22 protein-coding genes are annotated in these 21,712 nt (G+C 61.1%); 7 read left to right on the top strand and 15 right to left on the bottom strand.

What is annotated here, in order from left to right; genetic code table 11:
- The first annotated feature begins 100 nt into the window (after window positions 1-100).
- A complete protein-coding gene (locus tag IPM89_05060; GenBank protein ID QQS55188.1) occupies window positions 101-1,624 on the top strand; it encodes a type VI secretion system contractile sheath large subunit in 1,524 nt (507 codons plus the stop codon).
- Window positions 1,625-1,724: 100 nt separating this feature from the next.
- On the opposite strand, the gene aroE is transcribed toward IPM89_05060, so the two are convergent.
- From aroE to hemB, 3 genes are read right to left on the bottom strand one after another with little or no spacing between them, the layout of a single operon-like run.
- Complete coding sequence (gene aroE / locus IPM89_05055; protein ID QQS55187.1) at window positions 1,725-2,546, bottom strand: shikimate dehydrogenase; 822 nt, start codon at window positions 2,544-2,546, stop codon at window positions 1,725-1,727.
- On the bottom strand, window positions 2,543-3,232 hold the full coding sequence (locus IPM89_05050; GenBank protein QQS55186.1) for a hypothetical protein: 690 nt from the start codon (window positions 3,230-3,232) through the stop codon (window positions 2,543-2,545). Before IPM89_05050 ends, aroE begins: the two co-directional genes overlap by 4 nt.
- Window positions 3,229-4,248: a porphobilinogen synthase gene (gene hemB, locus IPM89_05045; GenBank protein QQS55185.1), complete on the bottom strand. Its 1,020-nt coding sequence runs from the start codon at window positions 4,246-4,248 to the stop codon at window positions 3,229-3,231. Before hemB ends, IPM89_05050 begins: the two co-directional genes overlap by 4 nt.
- A 126-nt stretch (window positions 4,249-4,374) precedes the next feature.
- Here hemB and IPM89_05040 point away from each other — a divergent pair, with 126 nt between their 5' ends.
- The gene (locus IPM89_05040) at window positions 4,375-5,208 is read left to right on the top strand and encodes a sterol desaturase family protein (GenBank protein QQS55184.1); all 834 of its coding nucleotides are present in this window, start codon (window positions 4,375-4,377) and stop codon (window positions 5,206-5,208) included.
- Window positions 5,209-5,236: 28 nt separating this feature from the next.
- On the opposite strand, the gene ppx is transcribed toward IPM89_05040, so the two are convergent.
- Genes ppx through phoB form a run of 4 tightly spaced genes read right to left on the bottom strand, consistent with a single transcriptional unit; the run spans window position 5,237 to window position 9,308 of the window.
- A complete protein-coding gene (gene ppx, locus IPM89_05035; protein QQS55183.1) occupies window positions 5,237-6,727 on the bottom strand; it encodes an exopolyphosphatase in 1,491 nt (496 codons plus the stop codon).
- 12 nt (window positions 6,728-6,739) lie between these two features.
- The gene (locus IPM89_05030) at window positions 6,740-7,243 is read right to left on the bottom strand and encodes a histidine phosphatase family protein (GenBank protein QQS55182.1); all 504 of its coding nucleotides are present in this window, start codon (window positions 7,241-7,243) and stop codon (window positions 6,740-6,742) included.
- 30 nt (window positions 7,244-7,273) lie between these two features.
- Window positions 7,274-8,614, bottom strand: coding sequence for a phosphate regulon sensor histidine kinase PhoR (gene phoR / locus IPM89_05025; GenBank protein QQS55181.1), 1,341 nt, complete (start codon window positions 8,612-8,614; stop codon window positions 7,274-7,276).
- A 1-nt stretch (window position 8,615) separates the two neighbouring features.
- On the bottom strand, window positions 8,616-9,308 hold the full coding sequence (gene phoB / locus IPM89_05020) for a phosphate regulon transcriptional regulator PhoB (protein QQS55180.1): 693 nt from the start codon (window positions 9,306-9,308) through the stop codon (window positions 8,616-8,618).
- A gap of 227 nt (window positions 9,309-9,535) precedes the next feature.
- Between phoB and IPM89_05015 the strand changes: the two genes are divergently transcribed.
- Window positions 9,536-10,135 (top strand): peroxiredoxin, encoded by a 600-nt coding sequence (locus tag IPM89_05015; protein QQS55179.1) that lies wholly within the window; start codon window positions 9,536-9,538, stop codon window positions 10,133-10,135.
- Between the two features lie 158 nt (window positions 10,136-10,293).
- A complete protein-coding gene (trxB, locus tag IPM89_05010; GenBank protein QQS55178.1) occupies window positions 10,294-11,256 on the top strand; it encodes a thioredoxin-disulfide reductase in 963 nt (320 codons plus the stop codon).
- A gap of 69 nt (window positions 11,257-11,325) precedes the next feature.
- Here trxB and IPM89_05005 read toward each other — a convergent pair whose 3' ends face one another.
- Window positions 11,326-11,847, bottom strand: a complete 522-nt coding sequence (locus IPM89_05005) for a universal stress protein (GenBank protein ID QQS55177.1) — start codon at window positions 11,845-11,847, stop codon at window positions 11,326-11,328.
- A gap of 271 nt (window positions 11,848-12,118) precedes the next feature.
- On the opposite strand from IPM89_05005, the gene IPM89_05000 reads away from it, so the two are divergent.
- The 3 genes from IPM89_05000 (at window position 12,119) to IPM89_04990 (ending at window position 15,122) form a co-directional block, all read left to right on the top strand.
- A complete protein-coding gene (locus IPM89_05000) occupies window positions 12,119-13,006 on the top strand; it encodes a CoA ester lyase (protein QQS55176.1) in 888 nt (295 codons plus the stop codon).
- A gap of 96 nt (window positions 13,007-13,102) precedes the next feature.
- Complete coding sequence (locus IPM89_04995) at window positions 13,103-14,167, top strand: FAD:protein FMN transferase (protein ID QQS55175.1); 1,065 nt, start codon at window positions 13,103-13,105, stop codon at window positions 14,165-14,167.
- 25 nt (window positions 14,168-14,192) lie between these two features.
- Window positions 14,193-15,122, top strand: a complete 930-nt coding sequence (locus tag IPM89_04990; protein ID QQS55174.1) for an ABC transporter ATP-binding protein — start codon at window positions 14,193-14,195, stop codon at window positions 15,120-15,122.
- An 18-nt stretch (window positions 15,123-15,140) separates the two neighbouring features.
- Here the strand turns inward: IPM89_04990 and IPM89_04985 are convergent, their stop codons facing one another.
- The 7 genes from IPM89_04985 to IPM89_04955 all read right to left on the bottom strand — a co-directional run bounded on the left by IPM89_04985 (window position 15,141) and on the right by IPM89_04955 (window position 21,703).
- Window positions 15,141-16,361, bottom strand: coding sequence for a CoA transferase (locus IPM89_04985; protein ID QQS55173.1), 1,221 nt, complete (start codon window positions 16,359-16,361; stop codon window positions 15,141-15,143).
- Between the two features lie 11 nt (window positions 16,362-16,372).
- Window positions 16,373-17,293 (bottom strand): CoA ester lyase, encoded by a 921-nt coding sequence (locus IPM89_04980; protein QQS55172.1) that lies wholly within the window; start codon window positions 17,291-17,293, stop codon window positions 16,373-16,375.
- A 5-nt stretch (window positions 17,294-17,298) separates the two neighbouring features.
- Window positions 17,299-18,141: a MaoC family dehydratase N-terminal domain-containing protein gene (locus IPM89_04975; protein ID QQS55171.1), complete on the bottom strand. Its 843-nt coding sequence runs from the start codon at window positions 18,139-18,141 to the stop codon at window positions 17,299-17,301.
- A 340-nt stretch (window positions 18,142-18,481) separates the two neighbouring features.
- Window positions 18,482-18,850, bottom strand: a complete 369-nt coding sequence (locus tag IPM89_04970) for a VOC family protein (protein ID QQS55170.1) — start codon at window positions 18,848-18,850, stop codon at window positions 18,482-18,484.
- A 218-nt stretch (window positions 18,851-19,068) separates the two neighbouring features.
- Window positions 19,069-20,127: a hypothetical protein gene (locus tag IPM89_04965; GenBank protein QQS55169.1), complete on the bottom strand. Its 1,059-nt coding sequence runs from the start codon at window positions 20,125-20,127 to the stop codon at window positions 19,069-19,071.
- Entirely contained in the window at window positions 20,124-21,179 is a 1,056-nt protein-coding gene (gene dcm, locus IPM89_04960) for a DNA (cytosine-5-)-methyltransferase (GenBank protein QQS55168.1), read from the bottom strand. The genes IPM89_04965 and dcm overlap by 4 nt, the downstream gene beginning before the upstream one ends.
- Window positions 21,180-21,448: 269 nt before the next feature.
- Entirely contained in the window at window positions 21,449-21,703 is a 255-nt protein-coding gene (locus IPM89_04955; protein QQS55167.1) for a DUF2442 domain-containing protein, read from the bottom strand.
- Window positions 21,704-21,712: the final 9 nt, after the last annotated feature.

The following is a 21,712-nucleotide window of genomic DNA, read 5'->3' as shown; positions in this document are numbered from 1 at the left end:
GCAAAACCGGGGCAAAAAAGCGGCGAGTCACCCATCGCCAAAGCCACCAAGACCGCACTAAACTTAGCAGTATCAGTCACCGCTTCGGAGAGTCCGCGCCATGCCCGGCCGAATGGAATTTCAGTTCGAACTGCCCCGTTCCGCTTCGCGGCCCCACCGCCGCGATTCCGATACCCCGCCGCGCGTGCTGATCATGGCCGATTTCAGCGGACGGGCGCGGCGGGAGAACCCTTCCGCCCTGCTGGATCTGGCCAGCCGGCCATTGTTGGCGGCCAGCGCCGACAATGTCGACGCGGTCATGGCCCGGCTGGCGCCGAAGTTGCGGCTGGCGCTGGAGGGCGGGGCCGGCGGGGCATCACTGACGATCGGCTTCGCCCAGCTTGACGACTTTCATCCCGATGCGCTTTATCAGCGGCTGGAGCTGTTTCAGTCCCTGCGTCGCAGCCGCGCCCGCCTGCTCAATCCGGCCAGCTTCACCCAAGCCGTCGCCGAATTGAGCCCCGCGCCGCTCCAGGAACCCGCCAAACCGGAACCGGCCGCCGCGGAAGACGACTCCGCCCTGCTCGAACGCCTGCTGGGCAAAACCTCCGACCCACCGTCGACGCGGCCGGCGGCCGATGTGGGAACGGCCACCATCAACACCCTGCTGCAAGCGGTGGTCCAACCGCATATCGTGCGGACCGATCCGCGCCAGGAAGCCTGGATCGAGGCGGTGGACGCGGCGATCGGCGAGCAGTTACGGGCGATTCTGCACCAGCCGGCGTTCCAGGCCCTGGAGGCGACCTGGCGCGGCGTGCAGAGCCTGGTCGCCAACCTCGACAGCGATATGCTGCGCGTCGACCTGCTCGACGTCACCAAGCAGGAGCTGCTCGCCGACCTGCGCGCCGCCGGCGGCCAACCACGCGCCACCAGTCTTTACACGCTGCTGATCGACCGGGAAGTCCAGTTGCCCGACAGCCAGCCCTGGTCGCTGCTGGTGGGAGACTACACGTTTGGCGCCACGCCAGACGATATCGCCCTGCTGGCGGCGCTGGGATCGGTGGCCGCCCACGCCGGCGGCCCATTCCTGGCGGCGGCCGATCCCGGCGCACTGGGCTGCGCGTCCGCCGCCGATCTGGCCGACCCCACGCAATGGGCGCCGCTGCCCACCGCCACCGAACAGTACTGGCAGGCACTGCGCCGGACCGAGATCGCACCCTGGCTGGGGCTGGCGCTGCCGCGGATGCTGCTGCGGCTGCCCTACGGCCGCAAGACCGAACCGGTCGAGCAACTGGAGTTCGAGGAGATGCCGCTGGGCCGCGATCCCGATGCCTATCTATGGGGTAATCCGGCCTTCGCCTGCGCGCGGCTGATCGCGGCGGCGTTCGCGGAGAACGGCTGGGATTTCAGCCCCGGCGACGTGCTGGAACTGGAGGACCTGCCGGCACATGTGTATGGAGAAGCCGAGGAACGGCTGATGCAGCCGGGCACCGAAGTTCTATTGGGCGAACGGGCCATGCAAGCGCTGCTCGCCCGGGGCATCATGCCGTTGCTGGGTCACCGTCAGCGCAACGCGGTGCGGCTGGCGCGGTTTCAATCGCTGGCCGATCCCCCGGCGGCGCTGGCGGGAAGATGGCGGGGATAGACCGCGCGTCTCGTGGGAACGGAGGATGGGCGGGACGACCCTGACCCTGTTCGCCGCGAGCCGTCCCGGAGCTTGCCCGCCGCCTCATTGCCCCCTCTCACTACGCCCGCAATGCCTCGATCACCGGTTTCGTCTCCGGCCAGACCCCGCGCCAGAGATGGAACGACTCCGCCGCCTGCTCCACCAGCATCCCCAACCCGTCCAGGGAATGGGCGGCGCCATGCGCCCATCCCCAGCGCACGAAGGCGGTCGGCTCCTTGCCGTACATCAGGTCGTAACACCAGCCATCGGTCGCCAGCACACCGTCCGGCAACGGCGGCACGGCATCGTGCAAACCCGCCGCCGTGGCGTTCAGGATCAGATCGAACCGGCGTCCGGCCAGATCGGCGAAGCCGCCACCGGATACCCGCCCCAGGTCGCTGAAGCGCAAGGACAGTTCCACCGCCTTAGCCGCCGCGCGGTTGGCGATTGCCAGATGTGCCGGCCGTTCGGCCAGCAGCGGCTGCAACACCCCACGCGCCGCGCCGCCCGCCCCCAGTAGCAAAATCTTCTTGTCCGCCAGCGCACAGCCGTGATTGACGGTCAGGTCGCGCACCAGACCCGGTCCATCGGTATTGTCGCCGCGCACCCCGGCCGGATCGAAGATCAGCGTGTTCACCGCCCCGGCCCGTTCGGCGCGCGCGCTGAGCAGGTCGGCGAACACCCAGGCGTCCTGTTTGAACGGTACGGTCACGTTCAGTCCCTTGCCGCCGGCATCCCGGAACGCCCGCGCCGCCGCCGCGAAGCCGTCCGCTTCCGCCAGAATGGCGCGGTATTCGAGATTCTGGCCCGTCTGGGCGGCAAATAGCGCATGAATCCGCGGGGATTGACTGTGGGCGATGGGATTACCCATCACGGCATAGCGGTCCGGTAACGCAGTCATGGTCGTTCCTCGCTCTCCCGGTTATACAGCGGCGTCCGCAACCGTTGCTCGAACTTGGCCGGCGGCACGTATTGCAGCAGCGCCCCGCCATTGTCGCCGAGCAACAGGTCCAATCCCAGCGGCGGGTACAGCCAGTGCATCCCATCCTGAACGGGCAGACGTTCGGCCGGCTCGCCGAAGCGCTTGCGCACCAGATCGGCGTCGAACTTGATCACCGGCAGATAGGTGATGGCGACCACCACCGCGTCCAGCGCCGAATCGTGATCGGCTTCGCTCAGCGAATAGCGGCGGTCACCGCCGGCGGTGGGCTGGCCCGCGCCGGCATGGGCGCGGAAGGCATCCAGCCTCTCCTCGGGCCATTGCGCCGACAGCACCAGTCGGGCATTCAAACCACCGACCACCGCATCCCGAAAATAGGCTTCCAGGCTCAATCCTCGATCCCGCTCCTGAAAAATCCCCATTTCGTAGCGCCGGCCCAGTTTGTGTACCGCATCCCGCAGCGTGCTCTTGCCCAGGGTCAGGCCAAACACGGTCGAGCTTGCGCCGTTCTGGCCGATCTCCACCTGCCAGGGCAAATCCCGTCCGGGCGCGGCGGATGGGTTGCCCGGCGGGCGCATGATCGCCAGAAAAAACCCGCTCATGGCCACGCCCGTCGCAACCAGCAGCAGCATTTTCCAGTGTTTCATGCCGCCCGCAGCCAACCGGCTGCCCGACCGGCGAAATAGCTCAATATTGCGTCGGCCCCAGCCCGCTTGATCGCCAGCAACGACTCCATTGCCGCCGCCTGCTCGTCCAGCCAACCGTTGCGGGCCGCCGCCAGCAGCATGGCGTATTCGCCGCTCACCTGATACACGAAGGTGGGCACGGCGAACTGGTCCTTGACTCGACGCACGATATCCAGATAAGGCAACCCTGGCTTGATCATCACGATATCGGCGCCCTCCTCCAGATCCAGAGCTACTTCGCGCAGCGCCTCGTCGCTGTTGGCCGGGTCCATCTGATAGCTGGTTTTGTCGCCCTTGCCGAGCGCGCCAGCCGAGCCGACCGCATCGCGAAACGGTCCGTAAAAGCTGGAGGCGTACTTGGCGGAATAGGCCAAAATCCGGGTATGGATGAAATCGTTGGACTCCAATGTCTCGCGGATGGCGGCGATACGCCCGTCCATCATATCCGAAGGCGCCACGATGTCCGCGCCCGCCTCGGCGTGCGACAGCGCCTGTCGCACCAGCACCGCCACCGTTTCGTCGTTCAGCACGTAACCGGTTTCGTCCACCAGCCCGTCCTGGCCATGGCTGGTGAATGGATCCAGGGCCACGTCGGTGATCACGCCCAATTCCGGAATCGCCGCCTTGAGCGCGCGCACCACCCGCTGCGCCAGACCTTTCGGGTTATACGCCTCGGCGGCGTCCAGCGACTTGGCCTCGGGCGGCGTTACCGGAAACAACGCCACCGCCGGCACGCCAAGGGCCGCCAGCGTCTCGGCCTCGCGCAACAGTTCGTCGATGCTCAAGCGCTCCACTCCCGGCATCGAGGCGACCGGCTCGCGCCGCTTCTCGCCCTCGATCACGAACAGCGGCTGGATCAGATCGGCGGGAGTGAGAACGGTTTCCCGCACCAACCGGCGAGAGAAGTCGTCGCGACGCATCCGGCGCGGGCGAACGCCGGGAAACTGGCCGGGAATGATCTGAGCAAATCGGGACATGGGAATATCCTTCGGTACGGAGGGTCAAACGACCGTCGTGTTCATGGAGCAGAGTGCGGCATTATAGACCAACCTCACTCCCCCTCATTCTTAACCAAGAGCATGGATATCCAAGGGAGCTTTTCCATGACTGAGCTGCACCACAACGAATCCATCATCCGACTGGGCTGCTTCTTCTCCGTCCTGCTGGCGATGATGCTGTGGGAATGGCGAAAACCGCGCCGCGCCTTGAGTCTGCCGCGAGCGCGGCGCTGGCCCGCCAATCTCGGCATCATCGTGGTGGACAGCATCGTGTTGCGGCTGGTGTTCCCGGTGCTGGCGGTCGGGGCGGCCGAACTGGCGACGGCGCGGGGCTGGGGTTTGTTCCACGGGCTGGATGCGCCGTTCTGGCTGGCGTTGGTCGTTTCCCTGCTGATACTGGATCTGGCGATTTACACCCAGCATGTCGTCTTCCATAAGGTAGCGGTGCTCTGGCGGCTACACCGAATGCATCACACCGACCTGGATTTCGACGTCACCACCGCCCTGCGCTTTCATCCGCTGGAAATCGTGCTGTCGATGCTGATCAAGCTGGTGCTGGTGATGCTGCTGGGTGTGCCACCGGCGGCGGTCATGCTGTTCGAGGTGATTCTGAACGCCACCGCCCTGTTCAATCATGGCAACGTGGGATTGCCGCGACGGCTGGATCGGGCCTTGCGCTGGATCTTGGTTACGCCCGACATGCACCGGGTCCACCACTCGATTCGACCGGAGGAAACCGACAGCAACTTCGGCTTCAACCTGCCCTGGTGGGACCGGCTGTTCGGCACCTACCGCGACCAGCCGCGCGACGGTCATGCCGGCATGCGCATTGGACTGGAATACTTTCGCGACCAGCGGGCGACCCGGCTGTACGGGTTGTTGCTGCAACCGTTTCTGAATCCCGGCCAGCGAACCGAGGGCGAGTTGCCAGTCCGCTAGAACGGCGTCTCCGCCGCGATCGGCTCTCTCAGCCAAACTTCAAGCGGAAACCGGCTTTTTTCAGATAGCGCGCTTCCGCCGCCAGATCGGCCTGGGTCAGCGGATAATCGTCCAGCCAACCCGCCGGGAAACGCAAATCCAGGCGGCTTCGGCCGGCACGCAGTTCCAGCGGCGGCAACGGCTGGCGGCTGCGGCTGCGATGCAGCACCACCGCCAGTCGCAGCACCACGCCCAGGCGCTGGGTCAGTGGCGCCACCTCCTTGGGCAAGTGCTTGAACGCGCTTACCGAAAACCCCCGCCGATGACGACGGACCAGCGCCGCCAGCAGCGTCTGATCGCTGTTTGAAAATCCCGGCAGTTCGGCATGTTGCAGGATATAAGCACCGTGCTTGTGGTGGCGATCATGGGTGAGCAACAGGCCGATCTCATGCAAGCGGGCCGCCCAATCCAGATTGTGCGTCCACTCTTCCGCCGTCAGGCCCCAGCGATCCCGCAGCTGATCGAGCAGCATCCGGGCGGTCGCGCTGACCCGCTCAGCCTGTGCCTGGTCCAGGCCGTAACGGTCGATCACCGCCGCGATGCTGCGATCGCGCACGTCCTCATGGCGGATGCGGCCCAGCAGGTCGTAAATGACCCCTTCCCGCAGCGCGCCGTCGGACACCTCCATGCGGGTCACGCCCAGCGCCTCGCACAAACCGTGCAGCACCACGAAGCCACCGGTGAACACTCGGGCGCGGGCCGGTTCCAGTTGCCAGCGCGCGGCCAAGGCCGCCGTCTGTCCGCTTTCCAGCAGCGCGGCGCGCAAACGGCGCAATGCCTCCAGCGTGATCCCCTCGCGGCTCCATCCTTCCTTCATGATCACTTCGTGGATGGCCTTGATCGAACCCGAGGCGCCGGTCGCCACCTGCCAGCCCAGCGCCCGGAATTCCTCGCAAACCGGTTCCAACTTCAAGCGCACCAGCAACTCCGCCTCGCGCAGGCGGGATTCGCTGATCCGCCCGTCGTCGAAGCAGGCCCGGCTCAGACTGACGCAGCCCATCTTCAAACTGGTCAGGGACCGGGTTGCGAATTTCTCGCCGACGATCAGCTCGGTGCTACCACCACCGATATCCACCACCAGCCGCCGACCGGTGACGTCGGCGACGCTGTGCGCGACCCCCAGATAGATCAGCCGCGCCTCTTCCTGGCCGCTGATGATCTCGATATTGTGCCCCAGTACCTGCTCGGCGCGGCTCAAAAACCCGGCGCTGTTGCGCGCCTGACGCAGGGTGTTGGTCCCGACGATGCGCAATTGTTCGGGAGCAAGATGGCGCAGGCGCTGGCCAAAGCGCGCCAGACAGTCCAAAGCCCGCTGCTGCGATTCCTCGGACAGGCGGTTGCGGTTGTCCAGGCCACTGGCCAGCTGCACCATCTCGCGCAAGCGGTCCAACACCTGCACATGGCCGTTGGCGATCCGGGCGACGATCAGATGAAAGCTGTTGGAACCCAGATCGATGGCAGCGACGACATCGGTGGACATGGCGGTTTTCCTTCAATCCTGCTTGAGACCGCGCAACTGGCCGGCGGTTAACACCCAGTGCAGCACACCCTTGCCGGGCGCGACGCGGCCGGGAAATTCCAGCAGTGCCACCCCACCCTTGCGAAAGGCGATCAGCGGACAAGGTATCCCTGTCAGCAGCAGGCCGGACAACAAACCGAGATGGGGTTCGTGGCCCACCGCCGCCAGCACGGTCTCAGCCGGATACTGCCCCAACCATTCCGTCGCCGCTTCGGGCGGATGGGTGAAATCCAGTTCGGGGCGCTCCAGCACCGGCAGTTCGCCAAAAGCGCGGGCGATGATTCCGGCGGTTTCGCGCGCTCGCAGCCGCGGGCTGCACGCCAGAACATCGATCCTGTCCACTTGGGAACGCAGGCGGTTGGCGCCCTTGCGCATCTTTTTTCGACCGATTTCGGTCAACGGCCGCAGCGCGTCGGCGCCGGCGGCGGACGATTCCGCATCCTCGGCGATGGCATGACGGACCAGCAGTAATTTCATCGGACACTCCTCGGCGAAAACACCGTCAGTTTAACATCGGGCGGCGGCTCCATTGCATGCCGGCGCGACAACGGCCGGCCCCACCCGCAGTTCCCCCGGAAAATCGCAGCTAAACACGCTACCCACGCCCAATTCGCTGGTAATTCGCAACTGGCCGCCATGATTGTGCAGAACGTGCTTGACGATGGATAACCCCAGCCCGGTGCCGCCGCTGCCGCGCGAGCGGTCACGGTTGACCCGGTAGAAGCGCTCGGTCAGTCGCGGAAGGTGCTGAGGGGCAATGCCCTCGCCGTTGTCCTCCACCACCAAGTGCAGGCCGCTGGCGTCGCTAAACCAGCAAATTCGGATCCGCCCGCCCGCCGGAGTATGGCGCACCGCGTTGAACGCCAGATTGGAAAACGCGCTGCGCAATTCCTTCTCGCAACCAAGCAACCACAACGCCAAATCGGCTTCGATCTCGATCCGATGGCCCTGCTCGCCGCTGAGGGCGATGGCGTCCCCGGCGATATCCGCCAGCAGCGCCGGCACCGCGACCGGCTTGCGTGGCGGCCGTTCGCGCTGGGTTTCCAAGCGCGCCAGCATCAACAGGTCCTCGACGATGTGCAACATGCGCCTGGATTGCCGCTGCATGCCCGACAACGGCTGCCGCCATGCCGCCAGTGCCGGGCTTTCGCTGTCGAGCAGCGTCTCCAGATAGCCGCTGATCACCGTCAGCGGCGTGCGCAGTTCGTGCGAAACGTTAGCGACGAAATCGCGCCGCATCTGCTCCAACTGGCGGACCCGACTGATGTCCGCCGCCAGCAGCAGCCGCTGTTTTTTGCCGTAAGGCACGACGCGGGCGCTGAGCAGCACACCGTCATCCACCGGCGCGGGAAATTCCACGCTGTCGCGACAGCGCCGCTGCGTCAAGAACGCCACGAAACCAGGATGGCGCAGCAAGTGCGTGATCGGCAAGCCGACATCCCGGTTCGGCGACAGGCCGAGCAAGGTGTGGGCGGCGCCGTTGCACCATAACATCCGGTCGTCTTCGCTCAGCACCACGGCGGCGTCCGGCAAGGCGGCGGTGGCTTGCTGGAATTGTTTCAGCAGCCGACTGAGCTTGCGTTTGCGCTTGCGGCTCTGCCGACGCAGGCGTGCGACATGGGCGCCGATATCCGCCCACACCAGCCCGCCGAACGGCGCCGGGCCGGCGTCCCGTCCCTCGCGCAGCCAGCGATCCAGTTGCCACAGCTTCCACATCTGCCAAGCCAAACAGCCCAGCGTGGCCAGCAGCAAGGCACCCAGCGGATGACCCACCAGCCAGCCGGCCCACGCGGCGCCCAGCAGGATCGACGCTTGCCGTCGCAGCAGCGACCACCAGGAACGGGACACGCTAGATCCGGGTCGAAAACCGGTAACCGGCGCCGCGCACCGTTTGGATCAGCGCCTCGTAGCCGTAGGGCTCCAGCACCTTGCGCAACCGGCGGATATGCACGTCCACGGTGCGCTCCTCAACATAGACATTGCTGCCCCACACGCGATCCAGCAACTGGCCACGACTGTACACCCGCTCCGGATGGGACATAAAAAACTCCAGCAGCCGGTATTCGGTCGGCCCCACCTCCAGCAGCGCATCGCCGGCACTCACCCGATGGCTGGCCAGATCCAGGGACAGTCCGTTGGCGTGCAGGATTTCGTCCGCCGCCGCCGGTCCGCCCCGCCGCAGCACCGCCCGGATACGCGCCACCAACTCACGCGGAGAAAAAGGCTTGGTAATATAGTCGTCGGTACCGCTTTCCAGGCCCTGCACCTTGTCTTCCTCCTCGGCACGGGCGGTCAACATGATGATCGGCAGTTCGCGCGTCAAATCTTCCTTTTTCAAACGCCGGGCAAAATCGATGCCGCTGATGCCGGGTAGCATCCAGTCCAGCAGGATGAGATCGGGCAGGCGTTCGGAGATGGCGGCCTGCGCCTGGCGGGCGTCGCCGGCTTCCCGCACCTCGTAGCCGACCCCGGCCAAGGCAAAGGAGATCATCTCCCGGATCGGCTGCTCATCCTCCACGATTAAAATGTGCTTTGCGTTCATGAGTCCTCTTGAATTTACTCGAACCGTCCCAAGCTCCTTGCGGAGCGATCACCGCAGCTTCCTTATTAAGGAATCTTTATGACAGGAACGTGACAAGCCCGGCGCGTAAATTAGTAAATATCTATCGATACGTTTGCATGATTCAATTTCCATAATGAGCGATCCTCGCTTAAGCTACATCCCAGTTCATCGTTCCAACCTTCGACAAACCTCAAGGAGCCCTGCATATGAGCGTATTAGTCACCCAGCCCGCCCCGGACTTCACCGCCGCCGCCGCCATGCCGGACGGCTCGATCAAGGAAGATTTCAAGCTGTCCGATCTGCGCGGTAAGTATGTGGTGCTGTTCTTCTGGCCACTGGACTTTACCTTCGTCTGCCCGTCCGAGATCATCGCCCACGATCACCGCATCGCCAAGTTCAAGGAACTCGGGGTGGAAGTCGTGGGGGTCTCCATCGATTCGCAGTTTACGCACTATGCCTGGCGCAATACGCCTCCCGAAAAGGGCGGCATTGGTCCGGTACAGTTCCCCATGGTTGCCGACGTCAAGCATGAAATTACCCAGGCTTACGGCATTGAACATCCGGCCGGCGTCGCCTTGCGCGGTTCCTTCCTGATCGACAAGGCGGGCGTGGTGCAGGCACAGATCGTCAACAACCTGCCGCTCGGCCGCGAAGTGGACGAAATGGTGCGCCTGGTCGAGGCCCTGCAATTCACCGAGGAGTATGGTGAAGTCTGCCCGGCCGGCTGGAAGAAAGGCCAGAAGGGCATGAAGCCCACCGCCGATGGCGTGGCCGCCTACCTGGCCGAGAACGCCTCCGCGCTGTAAATCTCAAGGCTTTACCTCAACCCTCTCCCTCACCGGGAGAGGGTGTTTCACGGGGCAGCAGGGGTCAGGATTACCGCAGTGCCCGCACGCCAGCGCCCGACCCGGACGTTCGCGTTCCGGCATTGTCCGCCACCAACGCACGATGGGGAGACTCACCGATGAGCAGTAAAACACCCAAGCATTGCCGCCTGTTGATTCTGGGCTCCGGCCCGGCTGGCTACTCGGCGGCGGTCTATGCCGCCCGCGCCAACCTGCAACCGGTCATGGTCACCGGCCTGCAAATGGGCGGGCAATTGACCACCACCACCGAAGTGGACAACTGGCCCGGCGACGTCGAGGGCTTGCAGGGACCGGATTTGATGGACCGCATGCGCCGGCACGCCGAGCGCTTCGGCACCGAGATCATTTTCGATCACATCCACACCGCCCGCCTGGAGCAACGGCCGTTCCGGCTGAGCGGCGACGCCGGCGAGTACAGCTGCGACGCCCTGATCATCGCCACCGGCGCCTCGGCCCAGTATCTGGGGCTCCCATCGGAGCAGGCGTTCATGGGCAAGGGTGTGTCTGGCTGCGCCACCTGCGACGGTTTCTTCTACCGCAATCAGAAAGTGGCGGTGGTCGGCGGCGGCAATACCGCGGTCGAGGAAGCGCTATACCTGGCCAACATCGCCAGCGAAGTCACACTGGTGCACCGCCGCCAGCAGTTCCGCGCCGAGAAGATCATGGTCGAAAAGCTGATGGAGAAAGTGAACGCCGGCAAGATCCGGCTGCAACTGGATTGCGTGCTGGATGAAGTGCTCGGCGACGACAGCGGCGTGACCGGAATTCGCGTGCGCGACATCAACACCGACCAGACCAAGGACATCGCCCTGCAAGGACTGTTCGTCGCCATCGGCCACAAGCCGAACACCGACCTCTTTACCGGTCAGCTGGAAATGCGCAACGGCTACCTCCTGGTCAAGGGGGGCTCCGAGGGCGGCGCCACTACCGCCAGCATCCCAGGAGTGTTCGCCGCCGGCGACGTGGCCGACCATGTCTATCGCCAGGCCATCACCTCGGCCGGCAGCGGTTGCATGGCCGCGCTGGACGCCGACAAGTATCTGGACGGACTGGGGCATTAAGCCCATGGCAAGGTGGGTTTCCCCACCTTGCCCGCCTTGCCCGCCTTGCCCGCCTTAGCCACCCGCCAATCAGATCAGCGGCTTGGCCCACTCATTATTGTCGCCGTCCGCAACCGGGACGATCAGCACCGGGCGCTTCGACAGCAGGGTAATCCGACGGGTGGTCGAACCCAGCAAGTCGGCACGCACGCCGGAGCCAGTGTGCGCGCCCATGACGATCAGATCGACGTTGTGCCGGTCGGCCTCGGACAGGATCACCTCGCAAGCCAGGCCGCTGGCCACCCGAACTTCCGCAATCACCTCCGTCTGCGCGAGCGTGGCGCCGAGTTCCTCCGCGCAAAACGCATCCATCCGCTGGTGGATCTTCTCCAGCATGCCCTCGCTGGCCTGACGATGCAGATCCTTCGCCGCGTCCGGCTTCAGATAGGAGTCGATCAGAAACCGCACCGAATTACTCAGCGGCTCAACCACATGCAACAGAATGATTCTGGCCCCAAGCTGCTTGGCCAGCCCCACGGTGAACCGAAATACCGGCCGCGTGTGGCTGCCTAGGGCCGTGGTGTACAAAATGGTCTTGACTTGGGGAATCATACGCTTCGCTCCGCTCACTGAGAGTTGACACGCCTTGCGGCCCGAACCGCCGCCGTATCGGGGTCACGGCCGGTCATCGCGCAAGAGGACAAGGACAGTAGATTACGGAATTAGCGGAAAAAAAACTAATATGAACCTCTTTCTCGCCCTTGAGCGGGAAAAGACAATATAAACTTTACAGGCTTTCGGCCATGTCCCGGTTGCGCTAATCTTTGCCAAATCCTGCGGGCACTCCAAACCCGCGCACACTAAACCTCACAGGAGAACCGTTATGCCCAAATCCGCGCGTCCCCGCCGCAGCGTGCTGTATATGCCAGGCTCCAACGCCCGCGCCCTGGAGAAGGCCCGTGCCCTGCCGGCCGACGGCTTGATTCTCGATCTGGAAGACGCCGTTGCGCCCGATGCCAAGGAACAGGCGCGCAAGCAGGTGTGCGAGGCGGTCGCCGCCGGCGGTTTCGGTATGCGCGAGACCATCATCCGCGTCAATGCCCTGTCCACCCGCTGGGGCTACGAAGACATCGCCATGGCTTCCAAATCGGGCGCCGACGCCCTGCTGTTGCCCAAGGTGGAAAGCGCCGACGCCATTCACCACATGGAAGCGATCATGGTAGCCAACGGCGCGCCGGCCGGCATGACCATCTGGGCGATGATGGAAACCCCGCGCAGCATCCTCGAATCGCAGTGGATCGCCCGCGCCTCGTCGCGCATGGAATGCCTGGTGATGGGTACCTCCGATCTGGCCAAGGAACTGGACTGCGCCCATACCCACGAACGCCTGCCGTTCGTCACCTCGCTCGGGCTGTGTCTGCTGGCCGCCCGTGCCGCCGGGCTGGCCATCCTCGACGGCGTCTATCTCGATCTCAACGACGACGCCGGCTTCGAATTCGCCTGCCGTCAGGGCAGCGAGTTCGGCTTCGACGGCAAGACCCTGATTCATCCCAAGCAGGTGGGTCCCTGCAACGGGGTCTTCACCCCGAAGCCGGAAGATGTGGCCTGGTCGCGACAGATCATCGAAGCCCATGCGGCGGCGGCGGCGCGCGGCGAGGGCGTGGTGGTGGTGAACGGCCGACTGGTCGAAAACCTCCATGTCGAGAGCGCCCGCCGGGTAGTGAGCATGGCCGACGCCATCACCGCGATGGAAGCGGCGGCCAGCGCCTGAACGAGTCCCCCTCCGTAACGACCGGCGGCGCCTGCCTGGTACCGCCGGTCTCGCTCGGCCCACGCGCGCCAGCCCACTGACCTTCATAACGCCATCATGTCGAACCGCCTTTGCAGACCGCCGCGCCATCGGTGGCCAACCTGCGTCTTGCCGTTGCTGGTCGGACTGACGCTGGCCGCCTGCGACAGTGCCCCACCCGACCCCACCGTGCGCCTGACCGGCGCCACCATGGGCACCAGCTACGAAATCAAGCTGGTGCCGGCGCCTGGGCAAGTTGTCCCCACCGACCTTCAGGCACGGGTCGAGGATCTGCTGGTCCGCATCAACCGGCAAATGTCCACCTACGATCCCGATTCGGAACTGTCGCGCTTCAACCAAAATCCCCGTACCGACTGGATCGCGGTTTCTCCCGAATTGCAACAGGTGGTTGCCGAAGGATTGCGGATCAGCGAACTCAGCGGCGGCATTTTCGATCTCACCGTCGGCCCGCTGGTCAATCTCTGGGGCTTCGGACCGGAACCACGCCGCGATGAGGTTCCCTCCGCGGCCACCATCGCCCAGGCCCGCGAGCGGGTCGGCTACTGGCACTTGCACGCCCGCGCCGAGCCGCCGGCGCTAAAAAAGGATCGCGCCGACCTGTACGTCGATCTTTCCGCCATGGCCAAAGGCTACGGCGTGGATCGGATGGCCGCCTTGATCGACGCTACCGGCATCGAAAATTATCTGGCCTCGATCGGCGGCGAAATCCGCGCCCGGGGCCACAACGGTCGCGGCGAACCCTGGACCATCGCCATCGAAAAACCGGTGGCCGGCCAGCGCGCGGTCGAACGATTGATCCGACTCGGCGAGCGCGCGGTCTCCACCTCGGGCGACTACCGCAATTTTTTCGAGCAGAACGGCCAGCGCTACTCGCATGTCATCAATCCCCGCACCGGCTGGCCGGTCCCGCACACCCTGGCTTCGGTGACGGTGATCAGCGACCGCTCCATGGTGGCCGACGCCACCGCCACGACCTTGCTGGCCGCCGGCCCGGAGCTGGGGTTCCAACTGGCCGGCGAACACCATCTGGCGGCTTTTTTTATGCTGATCGGCCCCGACGGCGGCTTTCAGGAACGCTTCACCCCTGAATTCGAGCCGTATCTGCTCCCCCAGCAACTCTGATTTCCCGCCTGACTCCGAACGCACCATGACCGCTCACGCCCTGACCCTGCGCCAGTTGCGCAAGACCTACGCCAACAGCCTTGAAGCCCTGCGCGGCATCGATCTGGAGGTCGCGGAAGGCGAGTTTTTCGCCCTGCTCGGCCCCAATGGCGCCGGCAAATCCACCACCATCGGCATCATTTGCTCGCTGGTGCGCAAATCCGGCGGTTCCGTTCAGATCTTCGGGCACGACCTCGACCACGAACTGAGCGCGGCGAAAGCCTGTATCGGGCTGGTGCCGCAGGAGTTCAACTTCAACCAGTTCGAACCGGTCATCGAGATCGTCATCAACCAGGCCGGCTATTACGGCATCCCGCGCGAACTGGCTTACCAGCGAGCCGCAACCTATCTCAAGCAACTTGGTTTATGGGAAAAGCGGCGGGTGATGGCGCGAGAGCTGTCGGGCGGCATGAAGCGCCGGCTGATGATCGCCCGCGCACTGGTTCACGAGCCGAAGCTGCTGATCCTGGACGAGCCGACCGCCGGAGTGGACATCGAGATCCGCCGCTCGACCTGGGATTTCCTGCGCGCCACCAACGCTCGCGGCACCACCATCATTCTGACCACGCATTATCTGGAAGAGGCGGAAAGTCTGTGCCGGCACATCGCCATCATCGATCAAGGCCGGATCGTTGCGAACGACCGGATGAGCACCCTGATCGGCCGCCTGCATCTGGAAACCTTCGTGCTGAATCTGCGTCAGCCACTGGCCGAACCGCCAGCCGCGCCCGGCTACGTACTGCGGCGGATGGATGAGTGGACTTTGGAGGCCGACGTCTCCAAGGAACGGGGCCTGAACGGTCTGTTTCAGGATCTGTCGGCGCAGGGCATTGAGGTGGTCAGTCTGCGCAATAAGACCAACCGGCTGGAAGAACTGTTCGTGCGGCTGGTGAACAAGGGTGAACAGGCCGCCTGAACCAGCGGCGCGAAAGACTCAAAGGCGCGGTCCCGCCACCACCTTGTCCTCATGCAGCCGGGAAATCTCGGCATCGCTCATGCCGAGAATCCCCGACAGAATTTCGTCGGTGTGTTCGCCCAGCACGGCGGCCCGCTTGGGCGGAGTACGCTCGAACTCGCCGAACTCGAAGGGGGAGCCCGGCACCAGATACTCGCCGATCCCCGGCTGTTCCAGCAGGCTGAACATCGGATGCCGCGCCGACAGGTCGGGCTCCTGCTGGACGGCCTGCTTGAAGCTGCGGAACACCGACCAGGTGACCCCGCTCTCGTCGAAAGCCTGGGCAAACTCCTCCACTTTCCTGGCCCGGAACCAGGGCGCCAGCAGCGCGGTGATCTCGGCGCGGGCCTCGAAGCGATCCCCTTCCCGATGCAGATTCAAACCGAGCTTCTCGCCCAGGGCATCGAATTCCGCCTTCAGGCCGGTGATCTTGCATAGCCCATCCCACTGCCGCCGGGTCAAACCGACCACCATCACCTTGCGGCCATCGGCGGTGTCGAATTCGTTGCCGTAAGCACCGTACAGATAATTGCCGTACTTGGGCCGGTCGAAATCGTTGACCATCACCTCGCCGATGATCCCCAGGTTGCCCAGCATGGCCAGGGCCACATCCTTCAGGGCGATCTCCACCGCCTGACCCTGGCCGGTCAGGCGCCGGTGCCGCTCGGCCGCCAGCAAGCCCAGCGCCGCCATCTGGCCGGTGATGCAATCCCAGGCCGGCAGCACATGGCAAACCGGGTCGCTGGAACCCTCCGGCCCGGTGGCATGGGGAAAACCCACACCGGGGTTGATGGTGTAATCGACCGCCGGGCCGCCTTCGCGGTTGCCCAGCACGGTCAGCATGATCAGGTCTTCGCGGTGCTGCTTCAGGTGCTCGTAATCCATCCAGCCGCGCACTCGGAGATTGGTCAGAAAAATACCCGCTTCCGGCCCGGGGGCGCAGATCAACTGGGTGGCGATCTCCTGCCCGCGCGGCGTGCCCACATCCACGGCCAGGGAACGTTTGCCCTTGTTCAAGCCAGCCCAGAACAGGCTTTTGTTGTCGTGGGTGACCGGCCAGCGGTGATGGTCCAGACCGCCCCGGAGGCGGTCGAACCGGATCACATCCGCACCCATCTGCGCCAGCGTCATACCGGCCAGCGGCGCGGCCACGAAGGCGGTGCCTTCAACCACTCGCAGTCCTTCCAATATTTTCGCCATGGCATATCGTCTCAGTTGAGTAATCCCGCCAGTCTAGCCCTTTCAACCAGGGTGTGGCAGATTCTGAGCGAAGCGACGTCGATCATTTTTCCCTTGACGCTGAGGGCGCCCCGGCCCTCTTGCCGCGCGATCTCGTACTCGCGCAGCACGGTTTGCGCCCATTCAATGTCCTTGGCCGACGGGACAAAAGTATGGTTGACCGTTTCGATCTGGCTCGGGTGAATGCACCATTTGCCATCGAAGCCCATGGCCCGCCCGATTTTGCAGGCTTGCGTCAAGCCTTCGGGATTCTTGATGCCGGCGAAAGGTCCATCAATGGCGCGCTTGTTGTAGGCGCGGGCGGCGGTGACAATCGAATGCATGATGTGATGCCAGCGGTGACCGGGATACGCCGCGTCGTTTTCGTCCAGTTCCCCGATCGATTCCATCGGCATCCGCACCGACGCCGCATAATCGCCGGACCCGTACACGAATCCTTCCAGCCGGGCGGAACAGGCCGCGATTTCCCGGATGTTGACGCAGCCGGCCGCCGTCTCGATCAGCGCCTCGATGCCGATGGGGCGTGAGAATTGCCGGTAGCTCTCGATCTGCGTCAGCAGCGTTTCCACCACATAGATATCTTCGGGGCGGTTCACCTTGGGCACCACGATCAAATCGATGCTATCGCCGGCGGCTTCCACCACCTCGATCAGATCCCGATAGGCATAATGGGTGTCCAGTCCGTTGATCCGGTACATCCTCAGCTTGTTGCCGAAATCCAGTTCCTTGTATGCACGAACCACGTTGGCCCGGCTCGTCTCTTTTTCGTCCACCGTCACCGCGTCTTCCAGATCGATGCAGACCGCATCCGCGCGGGCGGCGGCGGTCTTTTGAACCATGTTCCAGTTGGAAGCCGGCACCAGTAAGATCGAACGCTCCAGTCTCTCCGCCATCGACGTTATCTCCAGGATAGGGTGGCCTGCATGCCAATATGGTTATCGGTGTTGGCCGTATATAACTCGTGGCCACCATCCGGATTGGGTCGGCCGCAAACCGACACTTGATCAAAATCGAAAAGGGGCCGTAGCGCGCGAAAGCGGTAGCTGGCCGGTTGTCGATTCGGGTTATTGCGCTTTGCCGATTCCAGCAGCAACACAGCCTGCAAGGGACCATGCACCACCAGGCCCGGATATTTTTCCACCTCGGTGGCGTATTTAATATCGTAGTGGATTTTGTGAGAATTGAAGGTCAGCGCCGAGAAGCGGAACAGCAGCACTGGATCGATGGGATATGCCTCTTGCCATTCAAGATCCTCGGGAATCGGGTTGGGAGCCGCCGGAACGAAGGTCTTGGGCATTGGTAGATAAACGATATCCTGTTGTTCCTCGATGGCGATCCCTCTGGCGGAACCGATCGTGTGCCGGACGGTGACAAACACCATGCGGCCCGCTTTACCTTCCTTTTCCGCTACCTTGAGGATCTCGGAGGTTTTCGTTACCACCTCGCCGATCCGTAAATTCTGATGAAACGTCAATTGGCCGCTGGCCCACATCCGCCGTTCCAGGGAGACCGGCGGTAAAAAGCCGCCGCGTTTCGGATGGCCGTCTGGACCTATTTCCGCGCGGGCAACCAGCGGCAAAAAATACAGCCAGTGCCAGAGTTCGGGCAGCGGATCGCCTTCCTTGCCTGCAAAATCCCGATCATTCAAGGTCAGCGCCAGCGCCTTGGCTGGCGTGGGATAAATACAATCCTGGATTTCTTCCTTTCTGCCCACCCAATCCTGCAAATTAGTGTCATTCATCGTTCATCATCCTCATAATGACTCACATTCTCACGAAATATGGAATACCTGAGAGCACAGCACCCACTATGACGAGAAGGGCGGTGCTGGAAATGAAATAAGAAACGACCATGAGAACAAGACCACAAACAAGAGGTACGACTGCTCGCTGCTTCTTGCCATACAAAAAATAGCCAAGCCCGACTGAGCCGAAAAGCACACCGAAAAGGAGCAAGGAGGTATTCACTGTTGCTTTACAGAGGGTCTAATGATGAAATTCAGCAGTTGGGCGCTTACGGGCGATCTGCTGTTAAGCATTTTGTTAGGCCATGCACATGGGGACACGGAAACAGATATTTCTCTATTGCATAGAATGCAAGCCAACCATATTTCCTTCCATATCTGCTATGAGCACAATAAACCCGTATTGCCCAATAGATATTTTTTCTTTATGAATCTGGCCTCCAGCATTCTTGGTTTTTATAGCCTCAACCCCGCAATAAAAGTAACTAAAGTAAATAATTACACTGTTGGCACCCACAGAAAAACCAGGCATTCTTACTAATGCTACAGGCGCGCTATAACCTTCTGGCCGCATTGGAAATGCTAACATCTCTATCTCAGCATTTTCCAGCTCTGAGAGTTGTAAATCGAAGACTGTTTCATAGAACGCTTTCGCGCGACCCAAATCCTCAACATAGATCTCAAACCATCCAACGGGATTATTCATGCTGACTCCTTAACCGGCGAACCCGGACAAAACGCAGTTTTGGACGGGCGAAGCCCGGTTGATCGTTGATCCGCGTGCTTGTGCGGCGCGGAGCGCCATACAACCAGCGGATGCCTATCCGTCGCCCCGTTGTCGCGGGCGCGAAGCGTCCGCGAAATGACCAAGCTCACCGGCGGCAATGGAGCGCGGCGGAATTGCCATCCGTGTGCAGCGCCTTGTTAGCTTTCTAGCCACTCATCCGTTACCGCACGGTATTTCTTAATAAGATCATCTCGACCACAAAGCCTCGGGTCAGACAGCAGTTCATACGCTCTATTGAACGCCTCACCAATTTCCTCTCGGTGAAGCTCAGTGCAGAAAACAGAAAAGAAATCTGTAAGGTCAACAATCGCCAAATCGAAAGAAAGTCGTTCAACAAATTCAATCAACTTTGCAGCCGGGTGTAGTTCAGAATCACTGCGGACATTCGATGCAAATATGACATATTTTGGCAGGCCACCTTCTGAAACTTTTTTTCCGAAATCAGCAAGTCTATTTTTCCAGTCATCTCTGACCGTAACTTCATAAGCCGCGACGAGATCATGATCCCTGAACTCCTCAATATCCCCCTTTGTTCCATCAAACTTATCAGATGCATGTGGATGATGAGTAACAACTCGATGACCAAAGCGTTTGCGGTGCACTTCAATAAATGCTGCCACAAGAAATTGCTGGATATGGCCTTCTGATGGAATTGCAATTAGCTTCTCACAAAGATACAGACTGCGTGCATATGAGAGGTAGCTTGAAGGAAGTGGAGGAAGCGCCTGAGGAACAACCCGAGAAGACTGCAATCTCCATGCAATGTGATTCACCAACGACTTCCGATCTTGTTCGGAAAGCGATTTTAAGTCGGACAAGAATTCTGAAAAGCGAGTATCTTTTGAAAGATCGAACTGACGAACAGCTCCTTTCCAACCCAAGTTCTCGCCGAATGCTGTTATACTTTTATGGAATGTGACATGCCGGAATGTTAATTCACCGGCTAAAAGCTTATCTCCGTACTTTCCTCTTACGCCCGTCGGCACCGAGGAAAAATCCCAATCGCTGTCAATGACGGAGTAAGCAGCAAGAAACGCACATGCAAGCCTAACGCTACCTCCATGAGATTCGACATGATTATCAAAAATATTTCTTATCTTTGATGACGCCGGAGCGCCAAGTGATTCCCCGTCAGTCAAGTTATCGACAAGCTCAATTAACAACCGCGCTGCTTTTTCGATATTCTCGTTTCTCACAATACAAACTCAGTTTGGATAGGCTGCGCACCCTTAATGTCGTCAAGGTAGCGAATTGTGTCGGACTTGCCATTGAGCTGAAAGTAAAGAGATCTTCCAAGAACAAAGGCGAGGTCAGGAGGCACGGCATCTCCAACTTGTTTGTATTGCGCAGATCGTTGCCCGGCAAATACTAATTCTCTAGGAAACGTCTGAATAATTGCACATTCTTCAACACTTAAACGTCTGGCTCCAGGAACCTCGCCTTCCCAAGGGGCTCCTCCCGAGCGAAGATGAGCGTGATATTCCGGTGCAACATTCTCTGTATCAATCCAGTGAGTCTTATAGCCGCCAGATGAGGCGAGAATTGTGTGGCATGGCCCATTCGGATCAATAGGACGGCCTCCTCCATTGTAGACATGACCAGCATAAGGGCTTGGCCGTAAATCAGGATATTTTGCGAACTTAACGGGGCAATTGGGGCTTTTACCAATTAGCTGCTTCCCTAATACATCTAAAGCACTTACATGCGGCATATCAGTACCGGGGCCATGAGATGGCACTGGAAACCGAAGCTGAATACTACGGGCTCCCATCACTATGAGCCGCTTTCGTTTCTGCGGCACTCCGTAATCTGCCGAATTTAAGACAGCCCAGTTGAGTCTATAGCCACACTGAGATAATTGAGACAATACTGAATCAAAATATGGTCGAGACTTCTTATAAATTAGCCCAGGGACATTTTCTATAAGAAATGCTTCTGGCTGAACTTCTTTGAGGCACCGTATGAATTCAGGAATCATATCCCTTTCATCAGCCTTTCCTTTCCGAAGCCCGCCTATAGAAAAAGGCTGACAGGGGGGGCCGCCAACGACAATATCAACTTTTCCCAGAAACTGGCTAAATGAAATTCCCCGCACATCTTCGTTGAAATGGATGGCACTTGCGTCATGGCTGGCATAAGTATCCATCGCATCCCGATTAAGCTCTACATTTGCGATCACATTAAGCCCGGAACGACGGAGTCCCAAAGAGAGCCCGCCAGGCCCGGAAAAAAGATCAATTATGTTCATTTAGGTTCTCCAAGACCCAATTGTCTCGTACCGAGGAACATTCGGAAAGCTAACGGGGCGGCGGATAAGCCGCGAGGGCGGAAAAGCCGAAGGCTTTGACGGCCGATGTCGGCTTGATCCGCGTGCTTGTGCGGCGCGGAGCGCCATACAACCAGCGGATGCCCATCCGTCGCCCCGTTTCGCGGGCGCGAAGCGTCCGCGACAACGGCAAACATAACCGGCCCTGTAAAGTTGCACGAGAAACGAGTGCGGCTTTACAGGGTCCGAGTTTATACTTTTGTTATGCGCTTTTCTTTATCGCATTTTTCATATACAAACTGTGGATCTAGATCAATACCATCAGACCATTCAATGGTGTCAAATGAAACCCTTACTTTAGAAAATACGTTTCTATCACGAATTTTTCTAAACACACCAAAATCTAGATAAGGCTCCATATTTAATACGCCACACTCATTATTATCAAATTCAATGTAAATCTGATAATTTTCCTTTGCTTCTACTTTAATCACTGAAGGATACATGACTTGATT

The sequence above is a fragment of the Candidatus Competibacteraceae bacterium genome, assembly GCA_016699715.1.
Taxonomy (GTDB): domain Bacteria; phylum Pseudomonadota; class Gammaproteobacteria; order Competibacterales; family Competibacteraceae; genus Competibacter.
This window is presented reverse-complemented; position numbering and strand designations above follow the sequence as displayed.